This window comes from Paenibacillus sp. JJ1722, from assembly GCF_048282685.1.
GTDB classification, from domain to species: Bacteria; Bacillota; Bacilli; order Paenibacillales; family Paenibacillaceae; genus Paenibacillus; species Paenibacillus polymyxa_B.
The window spans coordinates 4,722,892-4,747,588 of sequence record NZ_CP182500.1 but is presented as its reverse complement, the minus strand read 5'-3'; the positions used below and the strand labels follow the sequence as shown (position 1 = coordinate 4,747,588).

Here is a 24,697-nt window from a genome sequence, read left to right as displayed (position 1 = left end):
TTCTACAGAGTTGATTGTGCTTCTCGGATTCTATTTCTTTAGAATCTCTCGCAAATACACTGTCAACTCATCTGCTGCTTTGGCATGGGCGGAGAGCCCGGGATGGCTGCGAGATCCTATCGTTTCTTCCGTCGTGTTAGGCAGTTGGAATACAGACACATTCCGATCCCTCGTTTTTTTCTTGTACGCGTCTACCGCTCGGTAGATTGAGGGCATCATCGGAGTACCCAGCATCCCATAGGCCCACACAATATGGGCAGCAGGATTGCAGGTCCGAAGCTTGACAAGAAAACGTACGATAGCGCTTTCAAAAGATTGTAAATCTTCTTCATTGAATGTGCCGTCCTCGTTCAAGCGTTGCTTGTACACTTTCCCGCTTGCTGGGTCCGTCCATGCAGGAGAATAAAAGGCTCCCCCGTCATTAGTCCCCAAATTCACTACGACCACGTCCGGCTGCCATGAGGTAAAATCATAATCTGAAAATGCCCCTAATGCTTCATTTCTCTCACCGGTCAGCACACCACATATCTGCTCATAATATGCCGGTATGTTCGCATGCGGATTATTATCCCAGCTTGTTAGGACACCCCATCCGCTTTGTGATAACACTCGGTAGTCCGCATTTAGTGCTTCGGCTGTTATGGCTGTATAATTGCGTAGTGCTGTGAACAGCATGGGAACCCAGTCTGTCTCCTCCTTCGCTCCAATCGTTCCTTCTCCCGAGGTAATGCTGTCACCGATAAATTCCACCTTGAGGGGCTTATCAGTGACTGGCAGCAATTCCCCATCAACCTTCAGGGCATGAATTTGCAACAAGCAGCGCGAGTCCGAACTCATAGGCTGGACATCCTTGACCACACGGACATTTTTGACCGTGTCAGGGTTCAACCCTCTCAAAAGACAGATCCAATGTCGTCCTGCGGTCACCATCAGGCGACTCATCGGAACCCCATTGATGACAATACTGATCCAGGGTTCAAACACCTGGTAATCGGCCTCAATTTCAATCCACAGCTCTGAGCCTTTGATATTCAATTCAATGCCACTGCCTGTCCAAAACAGAGTAAGAGGTGTACGTGTTTGCGTAGTTCGACCATGAACCTTTACATGCTTTGCTTTTGTAAGTGGATATGTCTTCAATCTCTTGTTATGTGACATTTCAACATCCTCCTCATAATTTCTAAATGAATGCTAGTTTCTGTAATATTGTAAAAGAAGTGACAGGAAATCTCAAATTCTATTTCTAAACAAGCAAGGGCCCAAGGCTTTATATGGATTATTCTTTTCGATCACGGACTTTAGGAAAATGTATGATAGCAAAAAGCACCAGCAAACTGAAATTTGCTAGTGCTTTTTTGATATACGGAGCAAAGATTACTTGTTAAGTGGATTTTTTCACAAATTATCTTTATTCATTAATTAGCTTTGCCGAACATGACGATATTAATCGCCTTGCCGAAGTCTATACCTACTTTGCCAGTTAGCTCTGCTGTTTTTTGTGCTAACACGACTGCATTGACACCACAAGAGAATAGCGCAATATCAAAGTCATCTTTGTGTGCTGCGATCCATTGGAGTGTTTCAGGCATTTGTTCATATTGATGAAATGCCAGCGTGTGCGCGATATTCAGCCTGTACGGATCGGCCTCAAGAACAGGCTTTACTTCAGTGGCCGTCCGGGTGACCAGCAGAATGCGTCGATTTTTCAGCATGTCCCAGAAAGCGGGTGTCTTAGCCAAATACCGATTCAGGCAGGCGTGGCAGGTCAGCGCGGGGGAAAGAGCATAGTGAGCAAAGACCTGATCGGTCAGCTCCCGCTTCATATAGGATGGTGCTTTAATAGATTCGTCATCATATGGCAAAATGCCAGCAATGCTAGCTTTGCTCACTGCCTCAGCCACCGCGTCCCGTAGTTCCGTATTCGGTAGAAACAGTCCCTTTTGACCGAGATTGGCTTTGACCGCCCAACGTTCCTGTAATACCTTTTCCATCGGCCAGACGGTGTCCTGCGACAACACCAAATTTTCACCATCCCCAATACGAATGAGCGAAAAGGACTGGTGCTGATCGAGTGCCAGCTTCAATCGTTTCAGTACCTCGTCAATCTCCAGATACCTTGGATTCGTCATAACATGTTACCTCCCTGTCGTTCCTGCTTGTTCAACTTTTCAGATGGAGCAAAAAACTTTGTATTCTATCATATGTCGAAAGCAAAAAGGTTTTTGTATGAACGGCTATTATTTTTGGATTCTACCTATTTTTACAAGATTCGTTGCATCTGTACGTGCCGTTTCAGAGGCGTCTTCATAACTTGAGAGAAGACGGTTGAAAGGGAGGAAGATCAATGAATCGCAAGATTGTAATTGAAATTAATTTTAATAACTATGGGATGAATCCCAACCGCCTGACACGTGAGTGGATCAGCGAGCGACTGGATATATTCAGAACCTTTACGCTGCGTAGTTTACTCAGTCAGACAAATACGGATTTCTTATCTGTCGTCAAGCTGGCGGGCGGATGCAGTGACATTGTGGAAGAGGAACTAGCCCGACATGAGCCCATTCCCGACCACATCCGTTTTGGTACGAGCATCGAAAGTAAACGTCGAATTCATGCGTACATCGAAGGCGCGGACGAACTGCTCATTGCTCGAATAGATTCCGACGATTTATACCACCAGTCATTTGTACAACAGTTACATGATTACAAGTTTCAACCGGAGACGGTTGCGCTGGTGAACCAGATGGGTTACCTGTGGGATGCGGTTGAGGGGCAGATGGCACCGGTGTTTCACCGTTCGCCTTCTTTTTATGTGTTTCGCTATCAAGTGGAGGATTTTCTAAATGATTACCGTGTCGTCATTCCTGGGAAGGGTACGCACGGATATGTAACGGAGCTGCCGCATGAGGTCATTCCACTTCGCAACTATGTGAACGTCATTCATGCCGCAAATACTTCGGTAAAAAAAGTGCCGGCGAAGGATCGGCTGTCAGAGAATGAAATGAATGCTGTGCTGGCTGAATTTCTGGGAACAGACATTGCCAATTCGTAACGGTCAGGAGGAGATTATATTGTTTAAAGGAAAAAAACTGCTAGTGACCGGAGGCACGGGATCTTGGGGGCAACGCCTAACGGCTGAATTGCTGAAGGAGGGACCGGCGGAAATCCGGATATTCTCACGCGGTGAATTTGCACAGATTGCCATGCAGCGGCAATTTCAATCTGATCCTCGCCTGAATTTCATGATTGGAGATATTCGCGATCTTCAGGCATTGCAGGAGGCATGTCGCGGAGTGGACTATGTGTTCCATTTGGCGGCATTAAAGCATGTCCCTGTGTGTGAGAGACAGCCAGAGGAGGCTTTCAAGACGAACGTACACGGTACGGAAAATGTGATCCGGGCCAGCATAGAGCAGGGAGTCGCCAAGGTAATTGATGTCTCTACAGACAAGGCGGTAGACCCGGTGAATGTATATGGCATGACGAAGGCGATCGGTGAAAGACTGATGATCCGCGCCAACACTTTAAGTGAGCGTACTCGCTTTGTGTGTATTCGCGGCGGCAACGTGTTGGGGACGAGTGGAAGTGTCGTGCCCCTGTTCAAGCGCCAGATCGCGGAAGGGCAGGAATTAACGCTGACGAGCCCAGATATGACACGCTTCTTCCTCACGCTCGGAGAGGCGATTGGCTTGCTGCTGAAGGCTTCTGTCACGGCAATTGGGGGAGAGACCCTTGTGATGAAAATGAAGGGCTGCAATATTGCAGATCTGGCAGAAGTGATGAAAGAACAGGCGGGACAGCCTGCGTTGAAAGTGAAGGAGATTGGTATACGTGGTGGGGAAAAGCTGCATGAGGTGCTGATTTCGCCCTATGAGGTGCCGCATACGTATCGCTATGATGACCGTTATTTTGTTATTCTTCCCCAGCAAGCAGACGAGCGCTTACTGAGCCAATATGGTGGATTGGAACGAGTGAGCTTCGATCAATATCGCTCGGACGATGAGTTAATGGATCGCGTTGGAATTGCTGAGCTACTGCGAGGCATGGAGTAACGATGAAAGAGGTGGGTATTTTGCAGCTTATGGAAAAAATAACTAAAGGAACTGTAAAGGTTGCGGTAATCGGCCTCGGTTATGTAGGGCTGCCCATGGCAGTGGAAATGGCACAGGCTGGTTATGATGTATATGGTGTAGATTCCGATCCTGTCAAAGTAGCCAAGCTGCTTCAAGGAAAGTCGTACATCATAGACATTGGCGATGATGCATTGGAAGGTCTGATCGGGCAGCAATTGCATCCAGTTACGGATATCAAGGTGCTGGAGCATGCGGATATCGTCGTGATTTGTGTGCCTACGCCGCTGACAGACGGACATCAGCCGGATACGTCCTATATTGAAACGGCTATTGATCAGGCCATACCTCATTTGCGTAGACAAACACTGTTGATTCTGGAAAGCACCACCTATCCGGGAACGACCGAGGAACTGATTCGGCCGGTGATAGAGCAGCGCAGGGGCTGGACGGTAGGTAAGGATTTCTATGTGTGCTTTTCACCAGAACGTGTTGATCCGGGCAGCGTTCATTTTAACATTCGCAACACACCCAAGGTGATCGGCGGTTGCACGCCGGATTGTCTGGCAGCGGGAGTGGGTTTTTATGGCTCCTTTTTGGACCAGATTGTTCCAGTCGGCTCGACAACCGTGGCGGAAGCCGCCAAGCTGTTCGAGAATACGTTCCGTAGTGTCAACATTGGAATGGTCAATGAGCTGACAGCCGCCTGTGAGAAAATTGGCATCAATATATGGGAGGTACTGGATGCAGCGGCAACCAAGCCATTCGGCTATATGCCTTTTTATCCGGGACCTGGCATCGGGGGGCACTGTATCCCGGTTGATCCGCTATACTTGTCATGGAAATCCGAGCAGCATGGTTTTCCACTGGAATTCGTGGACTTGGCAGATCGCATGAATCGGCGTATGCCGCTGTATATTGCGGAGCGAATTGAAGCCATGCTCGCTCATAAAGGTAAAGCCATAAACAAAGCCAAAATCATTCTGGCAGGTGTGGCCTACAAAAAGGACATTGATGATGTTCGGGAATCCCCAGCTCTTGTCCTGTTTGAACATCTAATAAAAATGGGAGCTTCGGTGAGCTTCACCGACCCATATGTATCGAGCTTTAAGCTGAACGGTGAAGCAATCCCATCTCGAACGGCAAATGCTCAGCTATGGGAAAGTGCAGATATCGTAGTCATCACGACAGACCATTCTGTGGTGGATTACCAACAGCTGGTCGACCATGCCCCGCTGGTCTTCGATACACGTAATGCGACCGCACATTGTACAGGTGGACATGTCGTGATCTTGGGGCATCCCGGTGATGGAGGGGGCGCCGCTGTTGGCTAACCGTGATCAGGTAAACGAACGTTATTACGGGCAGATCAATTCGGAGGAATCTCATGAAGCCACCCGCAATAGAATTCACTGGATTTGCCGCCATGTACAGGGGCGTACCGTGCTGGATGTTGGGTGCAGTCAGGGGATAACGTCCATTTTGCTTGGACGGGAAGGCTTTGAGGTAACGGCTATTGATTTGGAAGAGGGCAGCATTTCTTATGCAAAAAAAGAACTTCGTCAGGAATCCGCACCAGTCCGGGGAAGAGTCCACTTTCAGTTAAAGGACATTTCACAATTTGAGCGTCCTCCCGGTGGATTTGATACCATTATTTTAGGGGAGATTTTGGAACATTTTGCGCATCCCGACACCCTGCTGGCTCATGCTTACCGCTTGTTGAATAAAAAGGGAACGCTCGTCTTGTCTGTACCTTATGGATACCATCCTTTCCATGATCACAAGCGGACTTACTATGCTGGGAGCCTCTCCCGTGTGTTGTATCCTTATTTTGATGAAAAAGCGCTGGAGGTACATCACAAATATTTGTGCTTTGCAGGCCGCAAGAAGTCGAAAGAACTGCGTGAGGTCAAACCAGAGGTAGCGCATCTGAATGAGTGGATGAAACTGGACGAGGAACAATTTCGATTGGTGGAGCAGCAGCATGTTCGCAAAATGAATCAGCGAAAGGCCGCACTCGACAAGGCGGTACAGCGAATCCGGCATATGGAGGAACAACTTTTGCCGTTGGAAAGGTATGCACGTGTCGAACAGACAGACAAGACGCAGGCTGAAAGGAGAGGTGCATATACTGATGGCGAGTCTACCGGAAAAACGAACGCAGATTCAGCCAAAGGTAAAGGGGATGACGTGAAGTCATGACTGAGCATCCAATGACGACCATCAGCTTGTGCATGATCGTAAAAAATGAGGAGCAGATACTTGCTCGCTGTCTGGATTCGGTCGCAGACCTAATGGATGAAATCATCATTGTGGACACGGGATCGACGGATCAGACGAAGACAATAGCAGCCTGCTATACGGATCGGCTATATACGTTTGAATGGAAGGATGATTTTGCAGCCGCCCGTAATGAATCGTTTGACAAGGCGACGTGTTCCTACATCATGTGGCTGGATGCGGACGATGTGCTGCTGGAGCCGGACCGCGAGCGCCTGCGTGCCTTGAAGCAGCGTTTGTCTATGGATATCGACGCAGTGGTAATGCCACTTCATTTGGCAGAGGGGGAGCAGGGTGAACTGTTGTTCACCTCACGCCGTATCCGTCTCGTGAAGCGTGAGCGACAATATCGCTGGGAGGGACGTCTGCATGAGGATTTGGTGATACCTCAAGGGCAAATCGTTCATTCGGATGTGGCAGTAACTCACCGCCGAATGCAAGACCACACGCTCCGTAACCAACGTATTCTCGCCAGGTGGATCAGCGAAAGCGGCAAGCTGGAGGGGCGTCTGCTGTATTTGCATGCCAATGAATGTTTTGACCGTAAGGAATATACCGAGGCGGTAGAGGCGTTCAACCATCTGTTGGAGGAGCCGAGCGGCTACCGTGAGGATCGGATTACCGCTTGTGCGCGGTCGGCGGAATGCTATCTTCACCTCGGGAAGTCGGAGCAACAGCTGGATAGTCTGTTGCGCTCCTTTCGATACGGTGTGCCGCAATCAGACTTGTGCTGCATGATCGGTGACTGGTTTTTCACACGAAACGAATGGAGCACTGCCGCATACTGGTATGAAAAGGCATTGGAGCAACAGCATCACCTTCCGGGTATGCGACCTGTTCCGCTGCCATGCTACTCCTGGTTACCTCATTTGCGGCTCAGCCATTGCTACGCCCATGCAGGTAAGCTGAACGCTTCGTATGAGCATAACCAAACCGCTTTACGCTATTTACCTGACGACCCGTATTTACTGGATAATGCACGCAAGCTCAAAAAGGCTATTTCCAACTCCCCACCCTCAGCCTGTTCTTCAAAATAGTTCAAGCTGTTCCGGCCCGTTATCTTCTTCGGGTGGCTTGCGAGGTGGAAAAGGTTTAGGGTCCATGTCAAGCATGGTCATGAGCTGCTTGGCGTTAGCAGCGGCGTCTCCACCTGAGTTGTTGTTGAAAATAACGCACACCTCACGGCTTTGCTGCTCCAGCTCCAGCAATCTGTCTCTCCATTCGGTCAACTCTTGTTCATTGTACCGATACAGATAACGAACCTCCCGCCAATTAGGCGCGGAGCTTTGATTCCAGCCCGATATGTTCCGTCCGTGGAGACGTACGACTGTCAGATTACCATCTGTAGCCAACGGCACAATGGGAACTGACCCCGGTCCCGCCTGCGGCTCGTCGCATACGCTGTGTATCCAACCTTCTTCGCGCATGAATGCCAGCGTTTGTTTCCGAAAATCGGGTGTGAACCAGCTTTGATGTCTGAATTCAAGTACGGATGGGACCTCTCCCATCCTTTTTTTCGTGTCTCGCAGTACAGCGACATTCTCACGTGTACAGTCGAACCAGGGTGGGTACTGAAACAGTACGGCTTTAAGCTTGCCCGCTTCGCGTAGAGGCTGTATGGATGCATGCAGTGCTTCGTACATGGCAAATATTGTTTTGAAGTAAGGCTGCTTGCCGCGGGTATGTCCAGTCATGCCTTGATAGGCTTTGACGAGAAATGAAAAAGAGTCTGGGGTTTCCGCCGCCCAGCGTGCCATACGATCTGTGGGCTGCACCGCATAGAAAGAACTATCCATCTCTACTACCGGAAAATGGCTTCCATAGATGCTTAGTTTTTGGTTAGCTTTGGTGCCCGTTGGATACAAGTCATCGTGATCGCCCCAACCCGTAAGTCCAATTTGAATCATAACTTTGCTGCTCCTTTCTCTTATGAATACTTCTAAAGGCGTTCCCATGAATCATTTTAATGATAAAATGGGGTGGATCATGTACTCTTTATTAAAGCTACTGAAGGTATTATGAAATGGATTCAAATAACGATTATTGTAACATGTTTGTTGTTCAGGATTTTGTAAAACCCTTATTCGTAATGCTTTTGAGTTTCCAGTTTGAAAAAGCTAATATAGTATGTAATAGAGCGAAATGAGTTCATGGAGGAGAAACGATATGGCAGAATGGTACGAGCAAAGCTTTGGGGAAGATTATTTATTGGTATACAAGCATCGCGACTTTCAGGGGGCCTATCAGGAAGTGCAAAAAATGATCTCCTGGCTCAAATTACCGCAAGGCTCCAGCGTATTGGATTTATGCTGTGGGATGGGACGTCATTCGCTTGCGCTCGCAGATGCAGGTTATAAGGTGACAGGTGTGGACCTTTCCAATGTGCTGCTGAGAGAGGCTCGTGCAGCTGATTCCGAAGGGCGGGTAAGTTGGCATCAAGGGGATATGAGAGAGGTGCCGCTGGATGAAAGCTATGACGCGGTGATGAATTTGTTCACCTCCTTCGGTTATTTTGAAAAGGATGAGGAGCAGCTTAAAGTACTAAAGGAAATATATCGGTTGTTGAAGCCGGGAGGACGCTTTATCATAGATTATTTGAACCCTGCTTACGTAACCGCTCATTTGGTACCGCATTCGTCACGGGAGGATGAAGGAAATTGGATTGAGGAGCATCGGGTCATTGAAGATGGCTTTGTGAAAAAGCAAATTGCGATTCGGTCAGCCGCATCTGTTACGGCCACTGAGGCAGCCTCTGCTCTGGGTACGACTCCTACTGAGGGAGAACCCGCGCGCGTGTATCATGAACGAGTGAAGCTATATCCGTATGAAAAGTTCCGTGGATTGCTAGAGCAAGCCGGACTATCCGTAGAGCAGGTGCACGGAAGCTATAATGAAGATCAATATATCGACGATGCTTCGCCTCGAATGATTTTTGTCGGCGTGCGGGCTTGAAACAGAAAGGCGGATGGGAAGCCATGAAAATGCCAGAGCTTACACCGTGTGAGCGAATAGACGGAGGTTTTCAGGTCAAAATATCCATGTCCTTTCCGCTGCGCTGGGTGAATAGCTATGTGCTCAAGGGACAGCACGGTTTTACGATTGTAGACCCGGGGCCGCGCAATATGGACACCGAGGCAGAATGGGCGCATGTCTTCCAACAGCTGGGAATGTCCTTTGGGGATATTTCGGACATTGTGGTCACTCATCATCACCCCGATCATTACGGATTGGCGGGCTGGATGCAGCAGCAAAGTCAGGCTCGTGTACATATGTCAGCCCGAAGCCATAAGGAAGCGATGATGATGTGGGACGCTCCAGAATCGACGGTCGCTATGGAGAACAGGCTTCCCAGCTTTTTTGTCCAGCATGGCTTTCCTTTGGAGCAAGTGCCGGCCTTGGAATTACATATGCGGCAGGCTTATTTGCAAGTGAATCCACAGCCTGAGATTACCGTTATTCCTACCGGCACAGACGCTCGTCTGGAATGGGGTGGACGCAGTTGGCTGCCCGTCGAGACGGGAGGGCATGCGCCCGGACATATGTCCTTATATGACCCGAATAGCGGTGTTATCCTCTGCGGTGACGCAGTTTTGCCGCAGATTTCTCCTAACATCAGTCTGCTGCCGGGCAGTGATGCCCAGCCGTTGAGGTCTTATGTAGACGGCTTGCAGCGTCTAGGTAAGCTGGAGGTAGCGTGGGCATATCCGGGGCACCGCAATCCGTTTGGTTATTTTCGGGAGCGGACGCAAGCGTTGCTGGCACATCATGAAGAACGGCTGGATAAATTCCAGCAGCTGATCCAACCGGAGGGCAGCACAGCCTATGAGCTGTGCATTGCCATGTTCGGTGGCAAGCTGGGTATTCACCAGCTAAGGTTTGCCATGTCCGAGACGCTGGCTCATCTGGTGGAGCTGGTGCGCCGTGAACGGGCCTCTATGAGCGAGACGGACTCAATCACGCGCTTCTATCCCCTTTGCCGCCAATAGTCGCGGAAAACTACCCAACAAGTGACATGACGAAGCAACATGACAAGCGGCATGCATGCCGGAAAAGAGGATTTTATGAATTTGCTGCTGCTGGGAGCTACCGGACGCGTAGGACGGTATATATTAGATTATGCATTAGAGGAAGGTCATGCCGTTACTGTCCTTGTTCGTTCACCGGATAAGCTGGAGGATTACGCACCCGGATACGGGAATCAGCTGCAAATCGTACAAGGCGATGCCACTAATGCAGAGGACGTAGCACAAGCGCTGAAGGGGGGGGCGACGGCTGTAATCAGTGCGCTGAATACGGATGGAACGACTACCTTATCCGTTAATATAGCCCTGCTGGTCCGGCTCATGCAGGAGCAGTCCATTTCCCGGCTCATTACAGTAGGAACGGCAGGGATTTTGCAAAGCCGGACCGAACCGGACCTGTACCGGTACGAGTCCTCCGAGACCCGGCGACGCAGCACTCGTGCGGCCGAGGAACATCGGCGAGTGTACGAATTGCTGCGTGAATCGGTACTAGACTGGACAATCGTATGTCCAACCTATCTGCCGGATGGAGCGCGGACAGGGATTTATCGTGTGGAAAAAGATTTTTTGCCTGAAGGTGGCTCACAAATTACCACCGCGGATACGGCTGATTTTACCTATCGTCAATGCAAGAGTTACGAATTTATCCGTACACGGGTAGGCATTGCCTACTGATCGTGGAACGCCAAACATAGCTTCATTTTTAAGCATTCAACCAGAGCGCGGTAAGTGTACCTACTCATTGCGTTCTTTTTTATTTGACAAACACTCAGGCTTAGAATACTATGGTTCTTAACAGAAACAATGTTTCCTGAGATCTTGTGTAGATCTTTAATTTATTATAGTAGCATCAAGCAACAGTTTTTAATAAGCAAAAGGAAGTGCATTCAATCATGACCGAGCCATCGCATCCCTATAAAACCTATTCGGAAGTGAAGCTACAGCAGCAGCAATTGCTCCGTAAAAATGTCATTGACGCCGCATGTATCCTTCTTGCGGAAGAAGGGCCAGAGGCCGTGACCGTGCGGCGAGTTGCGCAGAAATTAAGCTGTTCCACCAAAATTATTTACAGTATTTTCGGCAGTAAGGATGGTCTTGCCAATGAGATGTACCTGGATGGATGTCGGCTATTGGCTGAATCCTTTCAGCAAGTACCCGTTACCGAAAGCGTACTCGCTGATCTTGAAGCTCTATGCTGGGCGTACTGGGAATTTGCGCAGCTTCATTCAGCCTATTACAAAATGATGTTTGGCGGGGCATTATCTGATTTCAAGCCGGATGAACAGAGCTTGGAGGGTACCACAACGGCCCTGTCTCAAATCCTGCAAACCGTCATACACGCTATGGAGCAGGGAGCATTGAAAGAACATGATCCGCTGCTGGTTGTCCGGATGTTTTGGTCTGCTTTACATGGAGTCATACATCTTCAGTTTGCAGGTCATTTTTCAGATGTAGATATGGCTCAAGGAGTGTATGCATTTACACTGAAGAATGCGCTCGTAGCATTTAAAACATCCTCATCTCCATCGTAAATATGAAGTGTACTGAGGTCGTCATAGTAGATGACTTCAGTTCATTATAGAGTAGTGGTAACGATGTTTCTTAAATAAAACAACAATACTATGGAGGTTGTCATCATGTTTATGTACGCAAATAAAATAGCTCTGATCACAGGGGCTTCATCCGGTATTGGCGAGGCCTTTGCCTATTCGCTCGCAGCTAAGAAATGTAATCTCATTTTGGTAGCACGCAATGAAACCAAATTAAAGACACTGGCTAAAGAACTCTCAGCTAAATATAACGTAAAAGCAACGGTGATTGCGTTGGATCTTTCCACACCAGGAGCACCCCAAGCATTGCATCAGGAGGTTCAAAAGCAACAGCTAAAGGTAGATCTCTTGATTAACAACGCGGGTTTTGCCACCTATGGATACTTTGAGCAGGTTTCAGGAGAACGACAGCATGAGGAAGTGATGCTCAATGTGGCTGCTTTAGTCGACATCACACATGCATTTATGCCTGATTTATTGCGTAAGCGGGATGGTGGATTAATCAATGTTTCTTCCACAGCTGCATTTCAGCCCGATCCTTATATGGCGGTGTATGGAGCAACCAAAGCATTTGTGCTTTCTTTTACTGAAGCGCTATGGGCCGAAAATCGGAAACGGGGGCTTAAAGTTCTGGCCCTTTGTCCAGGCTCAACGGAAACGCCGTTTTTTGATATTGTTGGCGCAAGTGAAGCGTCAATTGGAACTAGGGAAACTCCCCAAACCGTTGTGAAGAACGCGTTGAGAGCATTTGAAAAGGGGCGTAGTCACATCATTTCCGGTCGCCAAAACTATTGGGTAGCTCAGGTGTCCCGGTTCTTCTCTCGTCAATCCACGCTGGGAATTGTAGAACGTGCACTGCGTCCACAAAATGGATTGTAATTTATGAATAAAGGTAATCTGAGCTTGAAATGTTAGAAATGCTAATGAATAAGCTGTGAGTATTATGCACCGGGTCTGATCGTTTATAGCTCGACTTGAATCAGACCCGGTGCTCCTATTTGTATAGATCAAGCGTTAGATCCTAGTTCTAGTCCTCGGGAATATAGTAAAATTCCATCCCGTTTCTCCCAGCCGTTAGCTGACCAGAAGCGTTGACCCCCTGCGTTATGCTCCATCACAAACAGATGACATTTATCAATGCCTTCTCTCAACAAAGCAGATAACGCTTTATCCACCAGTCTGGGCGCGATCCCTTGACCACGATGTGCTGTGGCTACACCCAGATGATACAGAAACCCCCTGCGACTATCGTGACCCGCCAAAATCGTGCCTATGATGCTTCCATCATGCTCACAGACAAAGCTAAGTCCTTCGTTCCGTTGTAAAAAGCGTGCAATCCGCTCCGGTGAGTCGGCCTCGCTTAATCCCAATCCGTCTAAGCCATTCCAAAGGTCAATGGCCTGATCATAATCGTCAGCCTGCATCGTACGGAATGTATATCCTTCAGTTACGTTTGCCATGTCTAGTTCTCCTCTAACCCTGTATATATCTGTTGTATTCCAAGCGTTGTTTGTTATTTAACGTGTTGTATTCGGTGCACTTTCTTCCCCAAGCTCCTGCTCGCGCTCTGCCTGTTTGCGATGGGCGATGCGGCTGCTGGCCGAAGCTGCGATAGCGCCCACAATGTCGTCCAGGAACGTATGGATCGGCCCGAGGCTTTTATCATTCAGGCGTTCCAGCACACCCGGTTTGAGCTTATCGACATAACCGTAATTGGTAAATCCAATGCTGCCGTACACATTTACGATGGAAAAGGCCAGAATTTCATCCACACCGTATAATCCCTCATCATTCTCAATCATGTCCTGCAATGGGGGAAGAAGAACGCCTTGTTCAGCAAGGATATCCAGTTGGATGCCCGTGAGCACGGCATTTTGAACCTCGCGCTTCATCAGTACCTTGTCCACATTCTCCATACATTCTTCCATCGTTAGGGTCGGGTAATATTTTTTTTGTAAAAGCATGACCAGTTCTGCAATTTCAGTCAGGTTCACACCACGCTTGTGCAGCAACTCGCGGGTGGCATCGGCTACCTTTTTACTATTCAGGCTGTAAGGTGCTTTTTTCTTGTCCATAAAGTTGAAGTTCCCCTCCTCGTATAGATCCTGATTTCTACTGCAATTATGACCAGTGTGTCCAGTCTGCTGAAAAAGTAGTTATTTTTTACGCGAGGCTCGTATACATATTAGTACAATCTGTACAAAATTGTTAGGGAGGAACTTCACTTATGAATATAAAACACCCATGGCGTATGATCTCTGTAGCTGGACTGCTATCCCTACCCCTGTTGTTGTCGGGCTGCAGCCTTTTCGGCAACGAATCGGCATCCATTGACCCCCCGCCGTCCACGACAGAGCAGTCCATGATTAAGGCTGTAACCGGAAAAGCACCTGCCAGTACAGGTCAACTGAGAGCTGTTTTTTTGCAAGATCATAACGGTTTGCTGGCCCCGGTATCTTTACCGATTGCTACAGGTGATGTGCAGGCAGATGCCAAGTCAGCGCTGGAAACATTGGTTGAGGGCGGGCCGTATGCTGGATTATTACCAGAGGGATTTAAAGGTGTAATACCCCAGGGTACAGAAGTGAAAAGTGTGACGGTGGACAAGAACAACAAGCTGGCTGTTGTCGAGTTCAATAAATCTTTCGCGAACTATAAGCCACAGGAAGAACGAAAATTAATGGAGAGTTTGACCTGGACCCTGACCGACCGTCCCGATATTGAGAGCGTACAGATCTGGGTGGATGGCAAAAAACTGAACGAAATGCCTGTTGGCGGCACACCGCTGGATCATCCGTTGACGCGTGCAGTAGGTATTAATTTGGAGATTGGTCATGGCGTAACACCCCTGGATTCCAGTCCAGTCACCGTGTATTTCTCTTCATCTTCTCCTGCTGGAGTTCAATACTACGTACCTGTAACACGGTTGGTCAGCCCTGAAAAAGATCGTGTCCAGTCAGCGCTGCATCAATTGATTCAAGGACCGCAGACCAAGGATGGGTTACAAGAAGTGATGACAGGGGAGACGGCGCTGAAATCGGTAGAACGCTCCAAAGACAACGTAATTACGGTATCTCTTTCAGATGATATGTTTGCTAAAGGAGAAGCTGTGCCTGCTGAATTTTTGGAATCGGTTGTGCTGACAGCGGCAGACAATTCAGATGATGCGGTCAAAACAAAAATTCGGATTGAACTAAATGGTGAAAAAAGCGTAATTGGACAAAATAATCAAAATTATGGAGAGCCTGTAGCCAAGCCGCAACATATTAACGAAATCCCTCTTTAAGGGCGGGAATCGTCCTTGGGGTGCTTTTGCCTGCACACTTTGGTAAAATAAACATATAAGAACAGGTTGCATACGACGTAGGAGGAAAAAGCATGAGTAGATCTAACGGACGAAACGGTGATGAGCTGCGCCCGATGAAATTGACAGCAGGAGTAAATAAATACGCGGAGGGCTCTGTTTTTATAGAGGTTGGCGAGACGAAAGTCATTTGCACGGCTACTGTAGAAGAACGCGTACCACCCTTTATGAAGGGACAAGGAAAAGGCTGGGTAACCGCAGAGTATTCCATGCTTCCGCGTGCGACTCATAGCCGTAATCAGCGTGAAGCTGCGCGTGGCAAGCTGACAGGCCGTACCATGGAAATTCAGCGTCTGATTGGAAGAGCGTTGCGTTCGGTGGTCAATTTGCAGGCGCTTGGTGAACGGACGATTACGTTGGATTGTGACGTCATTCAGGCGGACGGCGGAACACGCACAACCTCAATTACCGGTTCTTTCGTAGCGTTGGCGATTGCGGTCAATAAAATTGCCACCCAGCACAAGCTGCCTGTTTTTCCAATTACCGATTTCCTGGCTTCCGTCAGCGTAGGGGTTGTTGGTGAAAAAGCATTGCTGGATCTGAACTATGAAGAGGATTCCAAGGCCAAAGTGGACATGAATCTTGTCATGACTGGCAGCGGAAAATATGTTGAGCTGCAAGGTACAGGTGAAGAAAGCCCATTTGACCGTAACGAATTGGATCAACTGCTTAGCTTGGGCGAACAAGGGATTCTGCAAATGATTGAGCGCCAAAAAGAAGTGCTTGGACCGATTGCTGATAAGATCGGTGCTGGACGTACAGGAGCTGGCGCCTAATGCGGCTGGATGGCCCGGTCGTCATTGTCGCTACGAAAAATAAAGGAAAGGTGCGGGAATTTGCGCATGCCTTTGCGCCGTTTGGCAAGGAAGTCAGAAGCATGTACGATTATCCCGACATTCCTGATGTCGTTGAAGATGGCAAAACCTTTGCCGAAAATGCACTGAAAAAAGCTAAAGCGGTTGGAGATGTGCTCGGATTGCCCGTGCTGGCCGATGATTCCGGCCTCTGCGTGGACTTGCTGGACGGTGCGCCGGGGGTATACTCTGCCCGTTATGCTGGAGAAGGTGCCAGCGATCACGAAAACAATATTAAGCTGCTCGACGTTCTGGAATCGAAGCAGCTGGGTGATGATACGGGACAGCCTTTGCTAAGCCCGGCTCAATTCGTCTGTACCTTGATTCTATATAATCCGCAGACTGGCGAGACGTTGGAATCGACAGGCTCCGTGGAAGGCTGGATTACTACTGAAACCGCCGGCAGCGGCGGGTTTGGGTATGATCCGCTGTTTTATTTGCCAGAGTTTGAAAAGACAATGGCCGAGCTGACGTTGGAACAAAAGCAGGCTATCAGTCACCGAGGGATAGCTCTGCGTGATTTGGCAACAAAGCTGGGTAATCCACAGGCATAGCTTGGTAACAGGGGAGAAATCATCCCCCCATTCACATAACGAAAAAAAAGGCTATCCGTCAGTCATGAGCTGCGGATAGCCTTTTTGGTACCTTCTGTTCCCCATATAGTACACAGCGAAAAATTGCCGCTGCCGCTTAGAAGCTCTATTGCTCCAGCATTCAGTGTAGCTTATCGAATTGCTACCTTGTAAGTGCGCAACCAGTTATCCACTTGAGCCAAGTAGGCAAACAACTGGGGACCCGACATCAGCTGACCAAACCAAGGCAGATTGGTGGATGCCTCCGGTGAGGCGGCAATATCGCGTACCTTTTGCGCATCGATCAGCTTGAGCAGTGGGGAAGAGGAATCATCCAGCAGCTGCAACGCCTGCTTTTTCACAGCCTCAAGATAGGAAGGGTTATGCGTTTTGGGATATGGGCTTTTTTTGCGATACAGCACATCATCCGGCAATACGCCCTCCAGCGCCTTGCGCAAAATACCTTTTTCACGTCCGCCTGTCATCTTGATACTCCACGGAATGTTCCATACATATTGTACCAGTCGATGATCGCAATATGGCACCCGCACTTCGAGTCCCGCTCCCATACTCATCCGATCCTTACGATCCAGTAGAGTAGGCATAAAGCGGGTGATGTTCAAATAGGACATGACGCGCATTTGCGCAGCTTTTCCTGTTTCCCCCGGTAGCTTCGGCACTTCTCCTACCGCGTCTGAGTAGCGATCGTTCAAATACTCCAGCGGCTTGATCCAGTCCCGTACCTCGGGAGACAACAGACTGGCTCTCATATCGGGTGCAACTGCCCACGGGAATGTACCCGAATTCAGCATATCCTCCCGGTGGAACCAAGGATATCCGCCAAAAACTTCATCCGCAGCCTCGCCGGAAATAGCGACCGTGGCTCCTTTTTTAATCTCCCGGCAAAAGAGATACAGCGACGAATCCACGTCCGCCATGCCGGGTAAATCCCGCGTTAGTGTGGAGTTGTTCAGAGCTGCTACGACTTCTGGCGTATCGAATTCAATCCAGTGATGATTTGTCCCTAATTCATCCACCATCCGCTGAATCCAGGGGGCATCGGCTCCGGGTTGAAACGCATGGGCTTTAAAATGCTTGTCGTTATCCACATAATCCACCGAATACGTATGAACTTGTCCTTGCCCGGTACGGTTGTAATAATCGACAGCTAATGCGGATAGAGCGCTTGAATCCAGCCCGCCAGACAATAAGGTGCACACTGGAACATCCGAAATGAGCTGCCGCTCCACCGTATCCAGCAACAGTTCTCGTACCTTGAGCGCCGTTTCTTCGGTGTTATCCTCATGCGCAATGCTTTCCAACTTCCAGTAGGCTTGAATGCGCACGCCGTCGCGGGTGTAGGTTAGCGTATGCCCGGGACGTAGCTCCTTCATGGACGAATAGACGCCGTGTCCGGGGGTACGTGCAGGCCCAATGATAAAAATTTCGGCCAATCCCTCTGCGTCCACTGCTGCTTCTACTGCTGGATGCTGAAGCAGTGCTTTGGGTTCTGAGCCAAATACGAATACTTCTTCGGTTTGGCTATAAAATAACGGCTTCACTCCCAGCCGATCCCGTGCCAGAAATACCTGCTCCCGCTCGCTATCCCAGACCGCAAACGCAAAAATGCCGTTTAACCGATCTACACATTCGGGGCCCCATTCGATATAGGATTCGAGCAGCACCTCCGTGTCGCATTGTGTACGGAAAAAATGCCCGCGCTGTTGCAGCTCTTTTTTCAGCTCAGGCGCGTTATATATTTCCCCGTTATATACAATCGTATAAGTGATATCCTCCAGCTGCCGGATCATGGGCTGAGCGCCATTTTCCGGGTCCATTACGCTCAGTCTTCGGTGTCCGAAGGCACACGGGTTGGATATCCAGGTACCCGCAGCATCCGGTCCGCGATCGGAGAGCGTTTGTGTCATATTCAGCAGCAGCTCAGATTGATGCATTAAGTCTCCGTTCCACTGTATGAAACCTGTAATTCCGCACATGTCTGTTCATCCTCTCTTTGTCGTGTTCATCCAGTGTTGGAATGAATCAAAAACTAAATCCCCAGTTCATCAGTATATATGCCGAAAAGAAGCATAAAATGTCTGTCCGTTCCGAAAACTACAGATGGGGAAACCCGTCTACTCGCAAGGAAGGAGGGAGACCATGTACTACATCAAGGATGCCAAAATACGCCGCTTCACTGAACTTGACGGAGTGCGCTGTGCTGAGGTAGAGGTGCGGCCCGGTGCCGCAGATGACCCGGAATTGCTGGTCTATATCACGGCCAAGGATCAGACGGATGGTCAGCATGACTATGACATGGTACGGATCATCCGCAATGACGCCGATCTGGAGCTGGATTGGTACGACAATAATCTGCATTCGGCATTTGAGGAAGTGACAGACAAGGCTTTTACCGACTCTACACACATTACTGCTGGTGAGGAGCGAGAGAAGTTTAAAAAAGAATTGCTCTCCTATGGGCAGCTCAGTACAGAGTTCGCCAAGGAGTTCGGGGCATGAGGATATGGTGTGCTATGCCTCGGCTTTTGTTGATTTGGGCTCCGGCGCCATCGCCGGATCAGCGTGAAAGGAGGGGGAAATCATAGACGGCAAAGCGAAGTATAAGAAAAACAAAGGCAGCAGTTATATTCATAACAATGAGTTCGCGGAAGAAGTGCTGGAGAAAAACGTAAGACATGAAGTACGGAAAAGTCCTAAACGCTTTGGGAATAAATAAGCAGCCATTGAACTAAATAGCAACAGCAACTCATCAAAAATGACCCTAAAGAAGCCTCCGTATCCCGCCAAATTTGCGGTATGCAGGAGGCTTCTTTTTGAACTAAGCCGCTTCACGCAGCGTCATAATCCCTTTGTAGATGTTATAAACAAAAACCCCGAGATAGACCACTACGAATAGCAGTACAAACCCGATCACTGAACCTGCATGATTCGCCGTAATAATAAAATACACTAGCGGAATTGCCGCAATAATGGGGAAAATATGCGATAAAATAGCCTTTTTTGCATGTCCCTGAACATATTCGTCCCGTACTGCAATCCACACAATGACAGGTACTAGAAAAGGTGCGAAGAAAATGCTGAAATAACAAAGTGACGACAAAAGACCTCTCACGGATTAACCCCTCCTTTATGCATGGTTCTTTGTACATAATACCCCGTTAGCGTCCAAATGATTCCTTTTGCAGCCAGCTTCCCTATATCATAAAAAAATGCTTTTGACAGTTGCCCGAAATGTGATATAATAATCAATGCGCTGAATACATAAGGTTTTATTGATCACTATCTTGTCCCAGTAGCTCAGCTGGATAGAGCAACGGCCTTCTAAGCCGTCGGTCGGGGGTTCGAATCCCTCCTGGGACGTATAGCAAAAAGCTTCCTACATGTAGGAAGCTTTTTTGTTTTTCAGTGCTGCCAAAGCGCTGCGCTACCTGCGCACATGGTGGATTTTATCCGGTGAAGCTAATGGAGAGGGTATTCCATGTTCATGGAGCTTGAAAAAAGGTATGATGCATTCCAAATTTGATATTATCCATAATAATATTTGCCACATCCTTTGGAGTCATATTTGGTGAATATTCATACCACCATTTAACCGTTGTCATTGCAGATGCTGCAAACAAACGAGTTAATAACTCCTGCTTTTCTGAAAGTTCCTTCTTCGTAATTTCTGTTCCATTGCTATTTTCACGAAGACATTCCCCGGTTCTCCTTTCAAATATGCGTGTCATATCTTCATAGACATATAACTCCATATTTTTATTCCACAATATAAGGTACCAATCTTTATGATCATACATAAATTGGAGTTGTTTTCTTAAAGCATTCAAGGATTCGATGTCATTATTCTCCAGATTAAAAGATGCTAGATTAATATTGTTTGAAAGTTCTTCTAATGTTGATTTTACCAATGATTCTCTTAGCTGATATTTATCTTCATAATATTTGTAGAATGTAGAACGATTAATTCTTGCAGTTGTAGTAATATCTTTTACGGAAATAGATGAAAAGTTTTTTTGACTAATACATTTAGCAAACCCATGTTTTATATTTTCAAGTGTTTTCACAACACGTAAGTCTGTTATCTCATTCAATATGTTCACACTCCAATTCACTAATTCTACATATTAAAAACAACAAAAGCTATCAGAACTGTTGTTTAAGCAACATTCAGGGTAAGCCTTACTGATATTCTGAATCTTTTTTCTTTATTATAATCTTAATATAAAAGAATATTTGTATAAATGGTATCCATTTTGTTCAATATGAAAAGGAGAATCTTTTATGTCTAACAATCGTTTATGTAAAGTTTTAGGAATTGAAAAACCAATTATTCAAGGACCTATGGCTTGGGTTTCAACAGCACCATTAGTTGCAGCAGTTTCTGAAAGTGGAGGTCTTGGTGTATTAGGAGTAGGATTTGCTCCTTTAGATTTTATTAGGGACCAGATTATTGCTACAAGAAATCTTACGAGTAAACCGTTTGGAATCAATGTAATTATGAACTCTGAATTATTAGATCATGTAACTAAAGTTGCTTCGGAGGAAAAACCACCAGTAATTTATGCAGATACGCTAGTGGGACTTGATTTTGAGTTATCCCGAAAATACTTTTCTATATGGCATGAATTAGGAATAAAAGTAATCGTAAAAGCAAGTACAATTCAAGATGCAATGACTGCGGAGAAAGCGGGGGCTGATGCAGTTATTGTAAAAGGCTGGGAAGGTGGCGGACATACTACTTATGAAGCAACAACGGTTCTTGTTCCACAAGCAGCGAACTGCTTATCTGTACCAGTGATAGCCTCTGGCGGTATTGCAGATGGAAGAGGAATGGCAGCAGCTATCGCTCTTGGTGCTGAAGGCATTGAAATGGGAACCATTTTTATGTGCGCAGAGGAAACAGTAGTACATGCAAATGTAAAAGATGCCATGTTAAAAGCTGGTGACATGGAGACTGTGATAACAGGATATTCTACTGATGAGCCATGCAGACAATTGAAGAACAAGCTTTCAGAGGAAATGACGGAAATTGAAAACAATTACAGCAAAAAAGAAGCAGCAGTAAAACTAAAAGAAGTTGCTGAAAGTTCTTTGAAAAAGGCGATGCTGGAAGGCGACGTTGAAGAGAAGGGCGCTGTTATGGTAGGACAAATAGTACCACTAATAACTGAGATTAAGAGTGTAAAAGATATCATAAATGATGTATTAGAAGGATACCATGAAACAATATCTAAGATGACTAAGTTTGAAGTTTAAAAGTTAATGTCATTATAAACGGCCGTGATCCCAACCGAAATGAGGGAGACGACCGTTTTTTCATACGTCCAGCATGAACAATCTGTTTTATAAATTTATACCGTCGCCTTCTCCTTATGAGCAAAGAATTGAGGTAGATGCTCTTTGTGTGCTTCTAGCAATTCATCCAGTACGGTTTGAGCAATGTCCCCGCTTGGTACGAGCGGATTCAGGGTGAAGGCTTGCAGTGCGGTTGCATAGTCACCGGTGACCGCCGCTTCAATCGTCAGCTCTTCCATTGCCTTCATTACTTGCAGCAAGCCCCGCTGTGCAGGTGGGAATTTGCCAAAGTTGACAGGTTCGGCGCCATGGGCGCGAATGACACTGGTCACTTCGATGGCGCTATCATAAGGAACATCATCAATCGCACCATTGTTACGTGTACTAACCACCATCAATGTGCCTTTGTTGTTATAAATGGAATTAATGATCTCACAGGCTGCATCGCTGTAATGCGCACCGCCGCGTTTGGATAGTTCCTCTGGTTTGTAATCCAGATTCGGATCTTTATACAATTCAAACAGACTTTCTTCCAGACGTTTGACGACTTGGCCCCGAGTTCCTTCGTTTTTGGCTTCCTCTAATTCTTCCTTGAGCATGTTATCCGTCATATAGTAATACCGATGGTAAGGACAAGGCAGCATTTTCAATTGACGAACTTGATCATACAGGAAGCGCATGTTTCTAATATTTTCAACGACCTTCTCCGGTTTTGCGCCAGGAGCGTACAGTCCTTCAATGACTTGCTCTGTTAATTCGGCCCCTGTTTTGTCATAAACTTTGTGCCAATGAAGGTGGTTAATCCCTGCAAATTTAAAGAACAGCTCTTCTTCCGGTTTGTCCAGCACAGCTGATGCACTCTTGATCGCGCCGATTGGAACATTACATAATCCGATGACTTTATCCCACTGACCATAACGAAGCACAGCTTCGGTGACCATACCCGCAGGGTTGGTAAAATTGATCAACCATGCATTCGGACACAGTTCTTTCATATCTTCGACGATATTGAGGATAACGGGTATGGTGCGAAACGCTTTGAACATTCCGCCGGCACCATTGGTCTCCTGACCGATCATGCCATGTTTTAACGGAATACTTTCATCCTTAATCCGGGCTTCCAGCAAGCCTACCCGAAATTGGGTCGTTACAAAATCGGCGTCCTTCAACGCTTCCCGACGATCCAGTGTCAAATGTACCTCACAATCAATGCCTGCGGCCTTCACCATCCGTTTGGCCATGGCACCTACAATCTCCAGTTTTTCACGTCCTGCCTCAATATCTACCAGCCACAATTCCCGAATGGGAAGCTCTGCATAACGTTTGATGAAGCCTTCTACTAATTCTGGTGTATAACTGGAACCTCCGCCAATGGTTGCAATCTTTATGCCTTTTTTCATGGTTAGTGCCTCCTAAGTATGTTTTTTTAACCGCTTTCTTAAGCACAAATTCACTGTAATCCCTGTAATGCATTACAGGTCAAGCGCTTTTAAAAAACTTATTTTGGGAAGGTGACAATTATAGGGCGGGCACTACGAACATGCTAAACACGAACATGCTAAAATAGGAAGAACGAGGTGAGAAAAATGGCGAATATTCATGAAATTGCAAAGCTGGCAGGTGTATCCTCGGCTACGGTGTCCCGTGTCATTAACAACCATCCGTATGTAAGTGAACCGACAAGACAGCGTGTGCAGGAGGTCATAGACCGACTGGATTATGTTCCTAATCTAAATGCGGTATCTTTAAAAAAAGGCATGACCAAGCTCATAGGGATTATTTCACTTTCTTTTAATGATTCATTGGGTTTATTTGTGCGTGGATTTACAATGTATGCTCAGGAGCATGGCTTTAATATAGCGCTGTTTATTACGAATGGGGAGAAGGGGCGAGAACTTGAAGCGCTGGAAATGTTGCGGAGAAAGCAACTGGACGCCTTGGTCTGTATGATTCGTGTTAATGAGTGGAGTGTGATTGAGCATTATACAAAATATGGTCCGATTGTGACCTGGCAGCGTGTAAACATTGAGGCAATCCCGTCTGTATTTATGGATCAGTATCAGGGCTATACGCTGGCGTTGGAACATTTGTACGCCCGAGGATATCGGAAAATTGTGAATGTGTACGGCAACATGCGGGGGTTGAACACAAAAGAACGCATTCGAGCTTATCATGACTTTTGCGAAAAATATGATTTGGATGCTGAGGCCTTCCCGCATTTTTATGATTTAAATTCAATAGAAGCTGGTGAACAAATAGCTCATTGGTGGGCAGAACGAGAACAAACAGATAGACCAGATGCCTTTGCCTGTTCTACTGATTATTTGGCAGCAGGTCTTTTGACTGAAGCACGGAGACTCGGTGTTTCTGTACCAAGGGATTTTGCAGTAGTAGGCTTTGATAACACCGAAATATCGCATTTGCTTGATTTAACAACGATTCATTACCCGATAGACAAGCAAGCGGAGAATGCGTTTATTATGATTTGCAATGCCCTTGAAGGGCTGGATGAAACGATACATCATCTGGAATTCAAATTAGTAGAGCGAGCGACCACCTGATTCCAAAAGGGACTTCTTGTTAGTGGTTATTAATTACCATATTCAAGTTTATATAGTAGGAATAATGGAAGAAAAATGTTGACACATGTTAATAATTGGTGAATAATT

At 47.2% G+C, this 24,697-nt stretch carries 25 protein-coding genes and 1 tRNA gene; 17 read left to right on the top strand and 9 right to left on the bottom strand.

Annotated features, from left to right (window positions below; translation table 11 throughout):
* Positions 1-30: 30 nt before the first annotated feature.
* Both ACM1ND_RS21040 and ACM1ND_RS21035 read right to left on the bottom strand, forming a co-directional pair.
* Complete coding sequence (locus ACM1ND_RS21040) at positions 31-1,158, bottom strand: SGNH/GDSL hydrolase family protein (RefSeq protein WP_340959534.1); 1,128 nt, start codon at positions 1,156-1,158, stop codon at positions 31-33.
* Positions 1,159-1,415: 257 nt separating this feature from the next.
* Positions 1,416-2,129 (bottom strand): GT-D fold domain-containing glycosyltransferase, encoded by a 714-nt coding sequence (locus ACM1ND_RS21035; protein ID WP_341057152.1) that lies wholly within the window; start codon positions 2,127-2,129, stop codon positions 1,416-1,418.
* A gap of 215 nt (positions 2,130-2,344) precedes the next feature.
* Here ACM1ND_RS21035 and ACM1ND_RS21030 point away from each other — a divergent pair, with 215 nt between their 5' ends.
* The 5 genes from ACM1ND_RS21030 to ACM1ND_RS21010 are packed head-to-tail and all read left to right on the top strand — an operon-like array spanning position 2,345 to position 7,387.
* On the top strand, positions 2,345-3,052 hold the full coding sequence (locus tag ACM1ND_RS21030) for a glycosyltransferase family A protein (RefSeq protein ID WP_068941740.1): 708 nt from the start codon (positions 2,345-2,347) through the stop codon (positions 3,050-3,052).
* Positions 3,053-3,071: 19 nt separating this feature from the next.
* Positions 3,072-4,052, top strand: a complete 981-nt coding sequence (locus ACM1ND_RS21025; protein WP_341057154.1) for a polysaccharide biosynthesis protein — start codon at positions 3,072-3,074, stop codon at positions 4,050-4,052.
* Between the two features lie 2 nt (positions 4,053-4,054).
* Positions 4,055-5,404 (top strand): nucleotide sugar dehydrogenase, encoded by a 1,350-nt coding sequence (locus tag ACM1ND_RS21020; protein ID WP_418026533.1) that lies wholly within the window; start codon positions 4,055-4,057, stop codon positions 5,402-5,404.
* Positions 5,397-6,272 carry a class I SAM-dependent methyltransferase gene (locus ACM1ND_RS21015; RefSeq protein WP_418026532.1) on the top strand — a complete coding sequence of 292 codons (876 nt, stop codon included), beginning with the start codon at positions 5,397-5,399 and terminating at the stop codon, positions 6,270-6,272. The genes ACM1ND_RS21020 and ACM1ND_RS21015 overlap by 8 nt, the downstream gene beginning before the upstream one ends.
* A complete protein-coding gene (locus ACM1ND_RS21010; RefSeq protein WP_418026531.1) occupies positions 6,269-7,387 on the top strand; it encodes a glycosyltransferase in 1,119 nt (372 codons plus the stop codon). The genes ACM1ND_RS21015 and ACM1ND_RS21010 overlap by 4 nt, the downstream gene beginning before the upstream one ends.
* Here ACM1ND_RS21010 and ACM1ND_RS21005 read toward each other — a convergent pair.
* A complete protein-coding gene (locus ACM1ND_RS21005) occupies positions 7,379-8,257 on the bottom strand; it encodes a DUF72 domain-containing protein (protein WP_418026530.1) in 879 nt (292 codons plus the stop codon). The two genes, ACM1ND_RS21010 and ACM1ND_RS21005, sit on opposite strands and share 9 nt — an antisense overlap.
* A 259-nt stretch (positions 8,258-8,516) precedes the next feature.
* On the opposite strand from ACM1ND_RS21005, the gene ACM1ND_RS21000 reads away from it, so the two are divergent.
* From ACM1ND_RS21000 to ACM1ND_RS20980, 5 genes are all read left to right on the top strand, one after another.
* Complete coding sequence (locus ACM1ND_RS21000) at positions 8,517-9,302, top strand: class I SAM-dependent methyltransferase (RefSeq protein WP_418026529.1); 786 nt, start codon at positions 8,517-8,519, stop codon at positions 9,300-9,302.
* Positions 9,303-9,325: 23 nt separating this feature from the next.
* Positions 9,326-10,336, top strand: coding sequence for an MBL fold metallo-hydrolase (locus tag ACM1ND_RS20995; RefSeq protein ID WP_418026528.1), 1,011 nt, complete (start codon positions 9,326-9,328; stop codon positions 10,334-10,336).
* 75 nt (positions 10,337-10,411) lie between these two features.
* Positions 10,412-11,047 (top strand): NAD(P)-dependent oxidoreductase, encoded by a 636-nt coding sequence (locus ACM1ND_RS20990; protein ID WP_418026527.1) that lies wholly within the window; start codon positions 10,412-10,414, stop codon positions 11,045-11,047.
* 218 nt (positions 11,048-11,265) lie between these two features.
* Entirely contained in the window at positions 11,266-11,904 is a 639-nt protein-coding gene (locus tag ACM1ND_RS20985) for a TetR/AcrR family transcriptional regulator (RefSeq protein ID WP_023990031.1), read from the top strand.
* A 105-nt stretch (positions 11,905-12,009) separates the two neighbouring features.
* Positions 12,010-12,801, top strand: a complete 792-nt coding sequence (locus ACM1ND_RS20980) for an SDR family oxidoreductase (protein WP_338532766.1) — start codon at positions 12,010-12,012, stop codon at positions 12,799-12,801.
* A gap of 128 nt (positions 12,802-12,929) precedes the next feature.
* Here the strand turns inward: ACM1ND_RS20980 and ACM1ND_RS20975 are convergent, their stop codons facing one another.
* Positions 12,930-13,382 (bottom strand): GNAT family N-acetyltransferase, encoded by a 453-nt coding sequence (locus ACM1ND_RS20975; protein ID WP_023990029.1) that lies wholly within the window; start codon positions 13,380-13,382, stop codon positions 12,930-12,932.
* A gap of 57 nt (positions 13,383-13,439) precedes the next feature.
* On the bottom strand, positions 13,440-13,997 hold the full coding sequence (locus ACM1ND_RS20970) for a phosphatidylglycerophosphatase A (protein WP_418026526.1): 558 nt from the start codon (positions 13,995-13,997) through the stop codon (positions 13,440-13,442).
* A 152-nt stretch (positions 13,998-14,149) separates the two neighbouring features.
* On the opposite strand from ACM1ND_RS20970, the gene ACM1ND_RS20965 reads away from it, so the two are divergent.
* From ACM1ND_RS20965 to ACM1ND_RS20955, 3 genes are all read left to right on the top strand, one after another.
* Positions 14,150-15,208 (top strand): GerMN domain-containing protein, encoded by a 1,059-nt coding sequence (locus tag ACM1ND_RS20965; protein ID WP_418026525.1) that lies wholly within the window; start codon positions 14,150-14,152, stop codon positions 15,206-15,208.
* A 92-nt stretch (positions 15,209-15,300) separates the two neighbouring features.
* Positions 15,301-16,062 (top strand): ribonuclease PH, encoded by a 762-nt coding sequence (gene rph / locus ACM1ND_RS20960; protein ID WP_013311675.1) that lies wholly within the window; start codon positions 15,301-15,303, stop codon positions 16,060-16,062.
* Complete coding sequence (locus ACM1ND_RS20955; protein WP_013311674.1) at positions 16,062-16,694, top strand: XTP/dITP diphosphatase; 633 nt, start codon at positions 16,062-16,064, stop codon at positions 16,692-16,694. Before rph ends, ACM1ND_RS20955 begins: the two co-directional genes overlap by 1 nt.
* Before the next feature lie 170 nt (positions 16,695-16,864).
* Here ACM1ND_RS20955 and asnB read toward each other — a convergent pair whose 3' ends face one another.
* A complete protein-coding gene (gene asnB, locus ACM1ND_RS20950) occupies positions 16,865-18,709 on the bottom strand; it encodes an asparagine synthase (glutamine-hydrolyzing) (RefSeq protein ID WP_028541532.1) in 1,845 nt (614 codons plus the stop codon).
* Between the two features lie 163 nt (positions 18,710-18,872).
* Here asnB and ACM1ND_RS20945 point away from each other — a divergent pair, with 163 nt between their 5' ends.
* Positions 18,873-19,232, top strand: a complete 360-nt coding sequence (locus tag ACM1ND_RS20945; protein ID WP_013311672.1) for a hypothetical protein — start codon at positions 18,873-18,875, stop codon at positions 19,230-19,232.
* Between the two features lie 319 nt (positions 19,233-19,551).
* On the opposite strand, the gene ACM1ND_RS20940 is transcribed toward ACM1ND_RS20945, so the two are convergent.
* Positions 19,552-19,845, bottom strand: coding sequence for a DUF4870 domain-containing protein (locus ACM1ND_RS20940; protein ID WP_016324668.1), 294 nt, complete (start codon positions 19,843-19,845; stop codon positions 19,552-19,554).
* Positions 19,846-20,019: 174 nt separating this feature from the next.
* Between ACM1ND_RS20940 and ACM1ND_RS20935 the strand changes: the two genes are divergently transcribed.
* Positions 20,020-20,093: transfer RNA gene (locus ACM1ND_RS20935), tRNA-Arg, on the top strand.
* Positions 20,094-20,215: 122 nt separating this feature from the next.
* On the opposite strand, the gene ACM1ND_RS20930 is transcribed toward ACM1ND_RS20935, so the two are convergent.
* Positions 20,216-20,824 carry a TetR family transcriptional regulator gene (locus ACM1ND_RS20930; RefSeq protein ID WP_069080426.1) on the bottom strand — a complete coding sequence of 203 codons (609 nt, stop codon included), beginning with the start codon at positions 20,822-20,824 and terminating at the stop codon, positions 20,216-20,218.
* 190 nt (positions 20,825-21,014) lie between these two features.
* Between ACM1ND_RS20930 and ACM1ND_RS20925 the strand changes: the two genes are divergently transcribed.
* Positions 21,015-21,989, top strand: a complete 975-nt coding sequence (locus tag ACM1ND_RS20925; protein ID WP_023990023.1) for a nitronate monooxygenase — start codon at positions 21,015-21,017, stop codon at positions 21,987-21,989.
* Between the two features lie 95 nt (positions 21,990-22,084).
* On the opposite strand, the gene ACM1ND_RS20920 is transcribed toward ACM1ND_RS20925, so the two are convergent.
* A complete protein-coding gene (locus ACM1ND_RS20920; protein WP_076160797.1) occupies positions 22,085-23,428 on the bottom strand; it encodes a 6-phospho-beta-glucosidase in 1,344 nt (447 codons plus the stop codon).
* A 186-nt stretch (positions 23,429-23,614) separates the two neighbouring features.
* Here ACM1ND_RS20920 and ACM1ND_RS20915 point away from each other — a divergent pair, with 186 nt between their 5' ends.
* Complete coding sequence (locus tag ACM1ND_RS20915) at positions 23,615-24,589, top strand: LacI family DNA-binding transcriptional regulator (RefSeq protein WP_075154663.1); 975 nt, start codon at positions 23,615-23,617, stop codon at positions 24,587-24,589.
* Positions 24,590-24,697: the final 108 nt, after the last annotated feature.

Excerpts from the sequence above, each read along its gene's own strand:
- ACM1ND_RS21040 (WP_340959534.1), bottom strand. The coding sequence starts at position 1,158 with ATGTCACATAACAAGAGATTGAAGACATATCCACTTACAAAAGCAAAG.
- ACM1ND_RS21035 (WP_341057152.1), bottom strand. The coding sequence starts at position 2,129 with ATGACGAATCCAAGGTATCTGGAGATTGACGAGGTACTGAAACGATTG.
- ACM1ND_RS21030 (WP_068941740.1), top strand. The coding sequence starts at position 2,345 with ATGAATCGCAAGATTGTAATTGAAATTAATTTTAATAACTATGGGATG.
- ACM1ND_RS21020 (WP_418026533.1), top strand. The coding sequence starts at position 4,055 with ATGAAAGAGGTGGGTATTTTGCAGCTTATGGAAAAAATAACTAAAGGA.
- ACM1ND_RS21010 (WP_418026531.1), top strand. The coding sequence starts at position 6,269 with ATGACTGAGCATCCAATGACGACCATCAGCTTGTGCATGATCGTAAAA.
- ACM1ND_RS21005 (WP_418026530.1), bottom strand. The coding sequence starts at position 8,257 with ATGATTCAAATTGGACTTACGGGTTGGGGCGATCACGATGACTTGTAT.
- ACM1ND_RS21000 (WP_418026529.1), top strand. The coding sequence starts at position 8,517 with ATGGCAGAATGGTACGAGCAAAGCTTTGGGGAAGATTATTTATTGGTA.
- ACM1ND_RS20995 (WP_418026528.1), top strand. The coding sequence starts at position 9,326 with ATGAAAATGCCAGAGCTTACACCGTGTGAGCGAATAGACGGAGGTTTT.
- ACM1ND_RS20990 (WP_418026527.1), top strand. The coding sequence starts at position 10,412 with ATGAATTTGCTGCTGCTGGGAGCTACCGGACGCGTAGGACGGTATATA.
- ACM1ND_RS20985 (WP_023990031.1), top strand. The coding sequence starts at position 11,266 with ATGACCGAGCCATCGCATCCCTATAAAACCTATTCGGAAGTGAAGCTA.
- ACM1ND_RS20980 (WP_338532766.1), top strand. The coding sequence starts at position 12,010 with ATGTTTATGTACGCAAATAAAATAGCTCTGATCACAGGGGCTTCATCC.
- ACM1ND_RS20975 (WP_023990029.1), bottom strand. The coding sequence starts at position 13,382 with ATGGCAAACGTAACTGAAGGATATACATTCCGTACGATGCAGGCTGAC.
- ACM1ND_RS20970 (WP_418026526.1), bottom strand. The coding sequence starts at position 13,997 with ATGGACAAGAAAAAAGCACCTTACAGCCTGAATAGTAAAAAGGTAGCC.
- ACM1ND_RS20965 (WP_418026525.1), top strand. The coding sequence starts at position 14,150 with ATGAATATAAAACACCCATGGCGTATGATCTCTGTAGCTGGACTGCTA.
- rph (WP_013311675.1), top strand. The coding sequence starts at position 15,301 with ATGAGTAGATCTAACGGACGAAACGGTGATGAGCTGCGCCCGATGAAA.
- ACM1ND_RS20955 (WP_013311674.1), top strand. The coding sequence starts at position 16,062 with ATGCGGCTGGATGGCCCGGTCGTCATTGTCGCTACGAAAAATAAAGGA.
- asnB (WP_028541532.1), bottom strand. The coding sequence starts at position 18,709 with ATGTGCGGAATTACAGGTTTCATACAGTGGAACGGAGACTTAATGCAT.
- ACM1ND_RS20945 (WP_013311672.1), top strand. The coding sequence starts at position 18,873 with ATGTACTACATCAAGGATGCCAAAATACGCCGCTTCACTGAACTTGAC.
- ACM1ND_RS20925 (WP_023990023.1), top strand. The coding sequence starts at position 21,015 with ATGTCTAACAATCGTTTATGTAAAGTTTTAGGAATTGAAAAACCAATT.
- ACM1ND_RS20920 (WP_076160797.1), bottom strand. The coding sequence starts at position 23,428 with ATGAAAAAAGGCATAAAGATTGCAACCATTGGCGGAGGTTCCAGTTAT.
- ACM1ND_RS20915 (WP_075154663.1), top strand. The coding sequence starts at position 23,615 with ATGGCGAATATTCATGAAATTGCAAAGCTGGCAGGTGTATCCTCGGCT.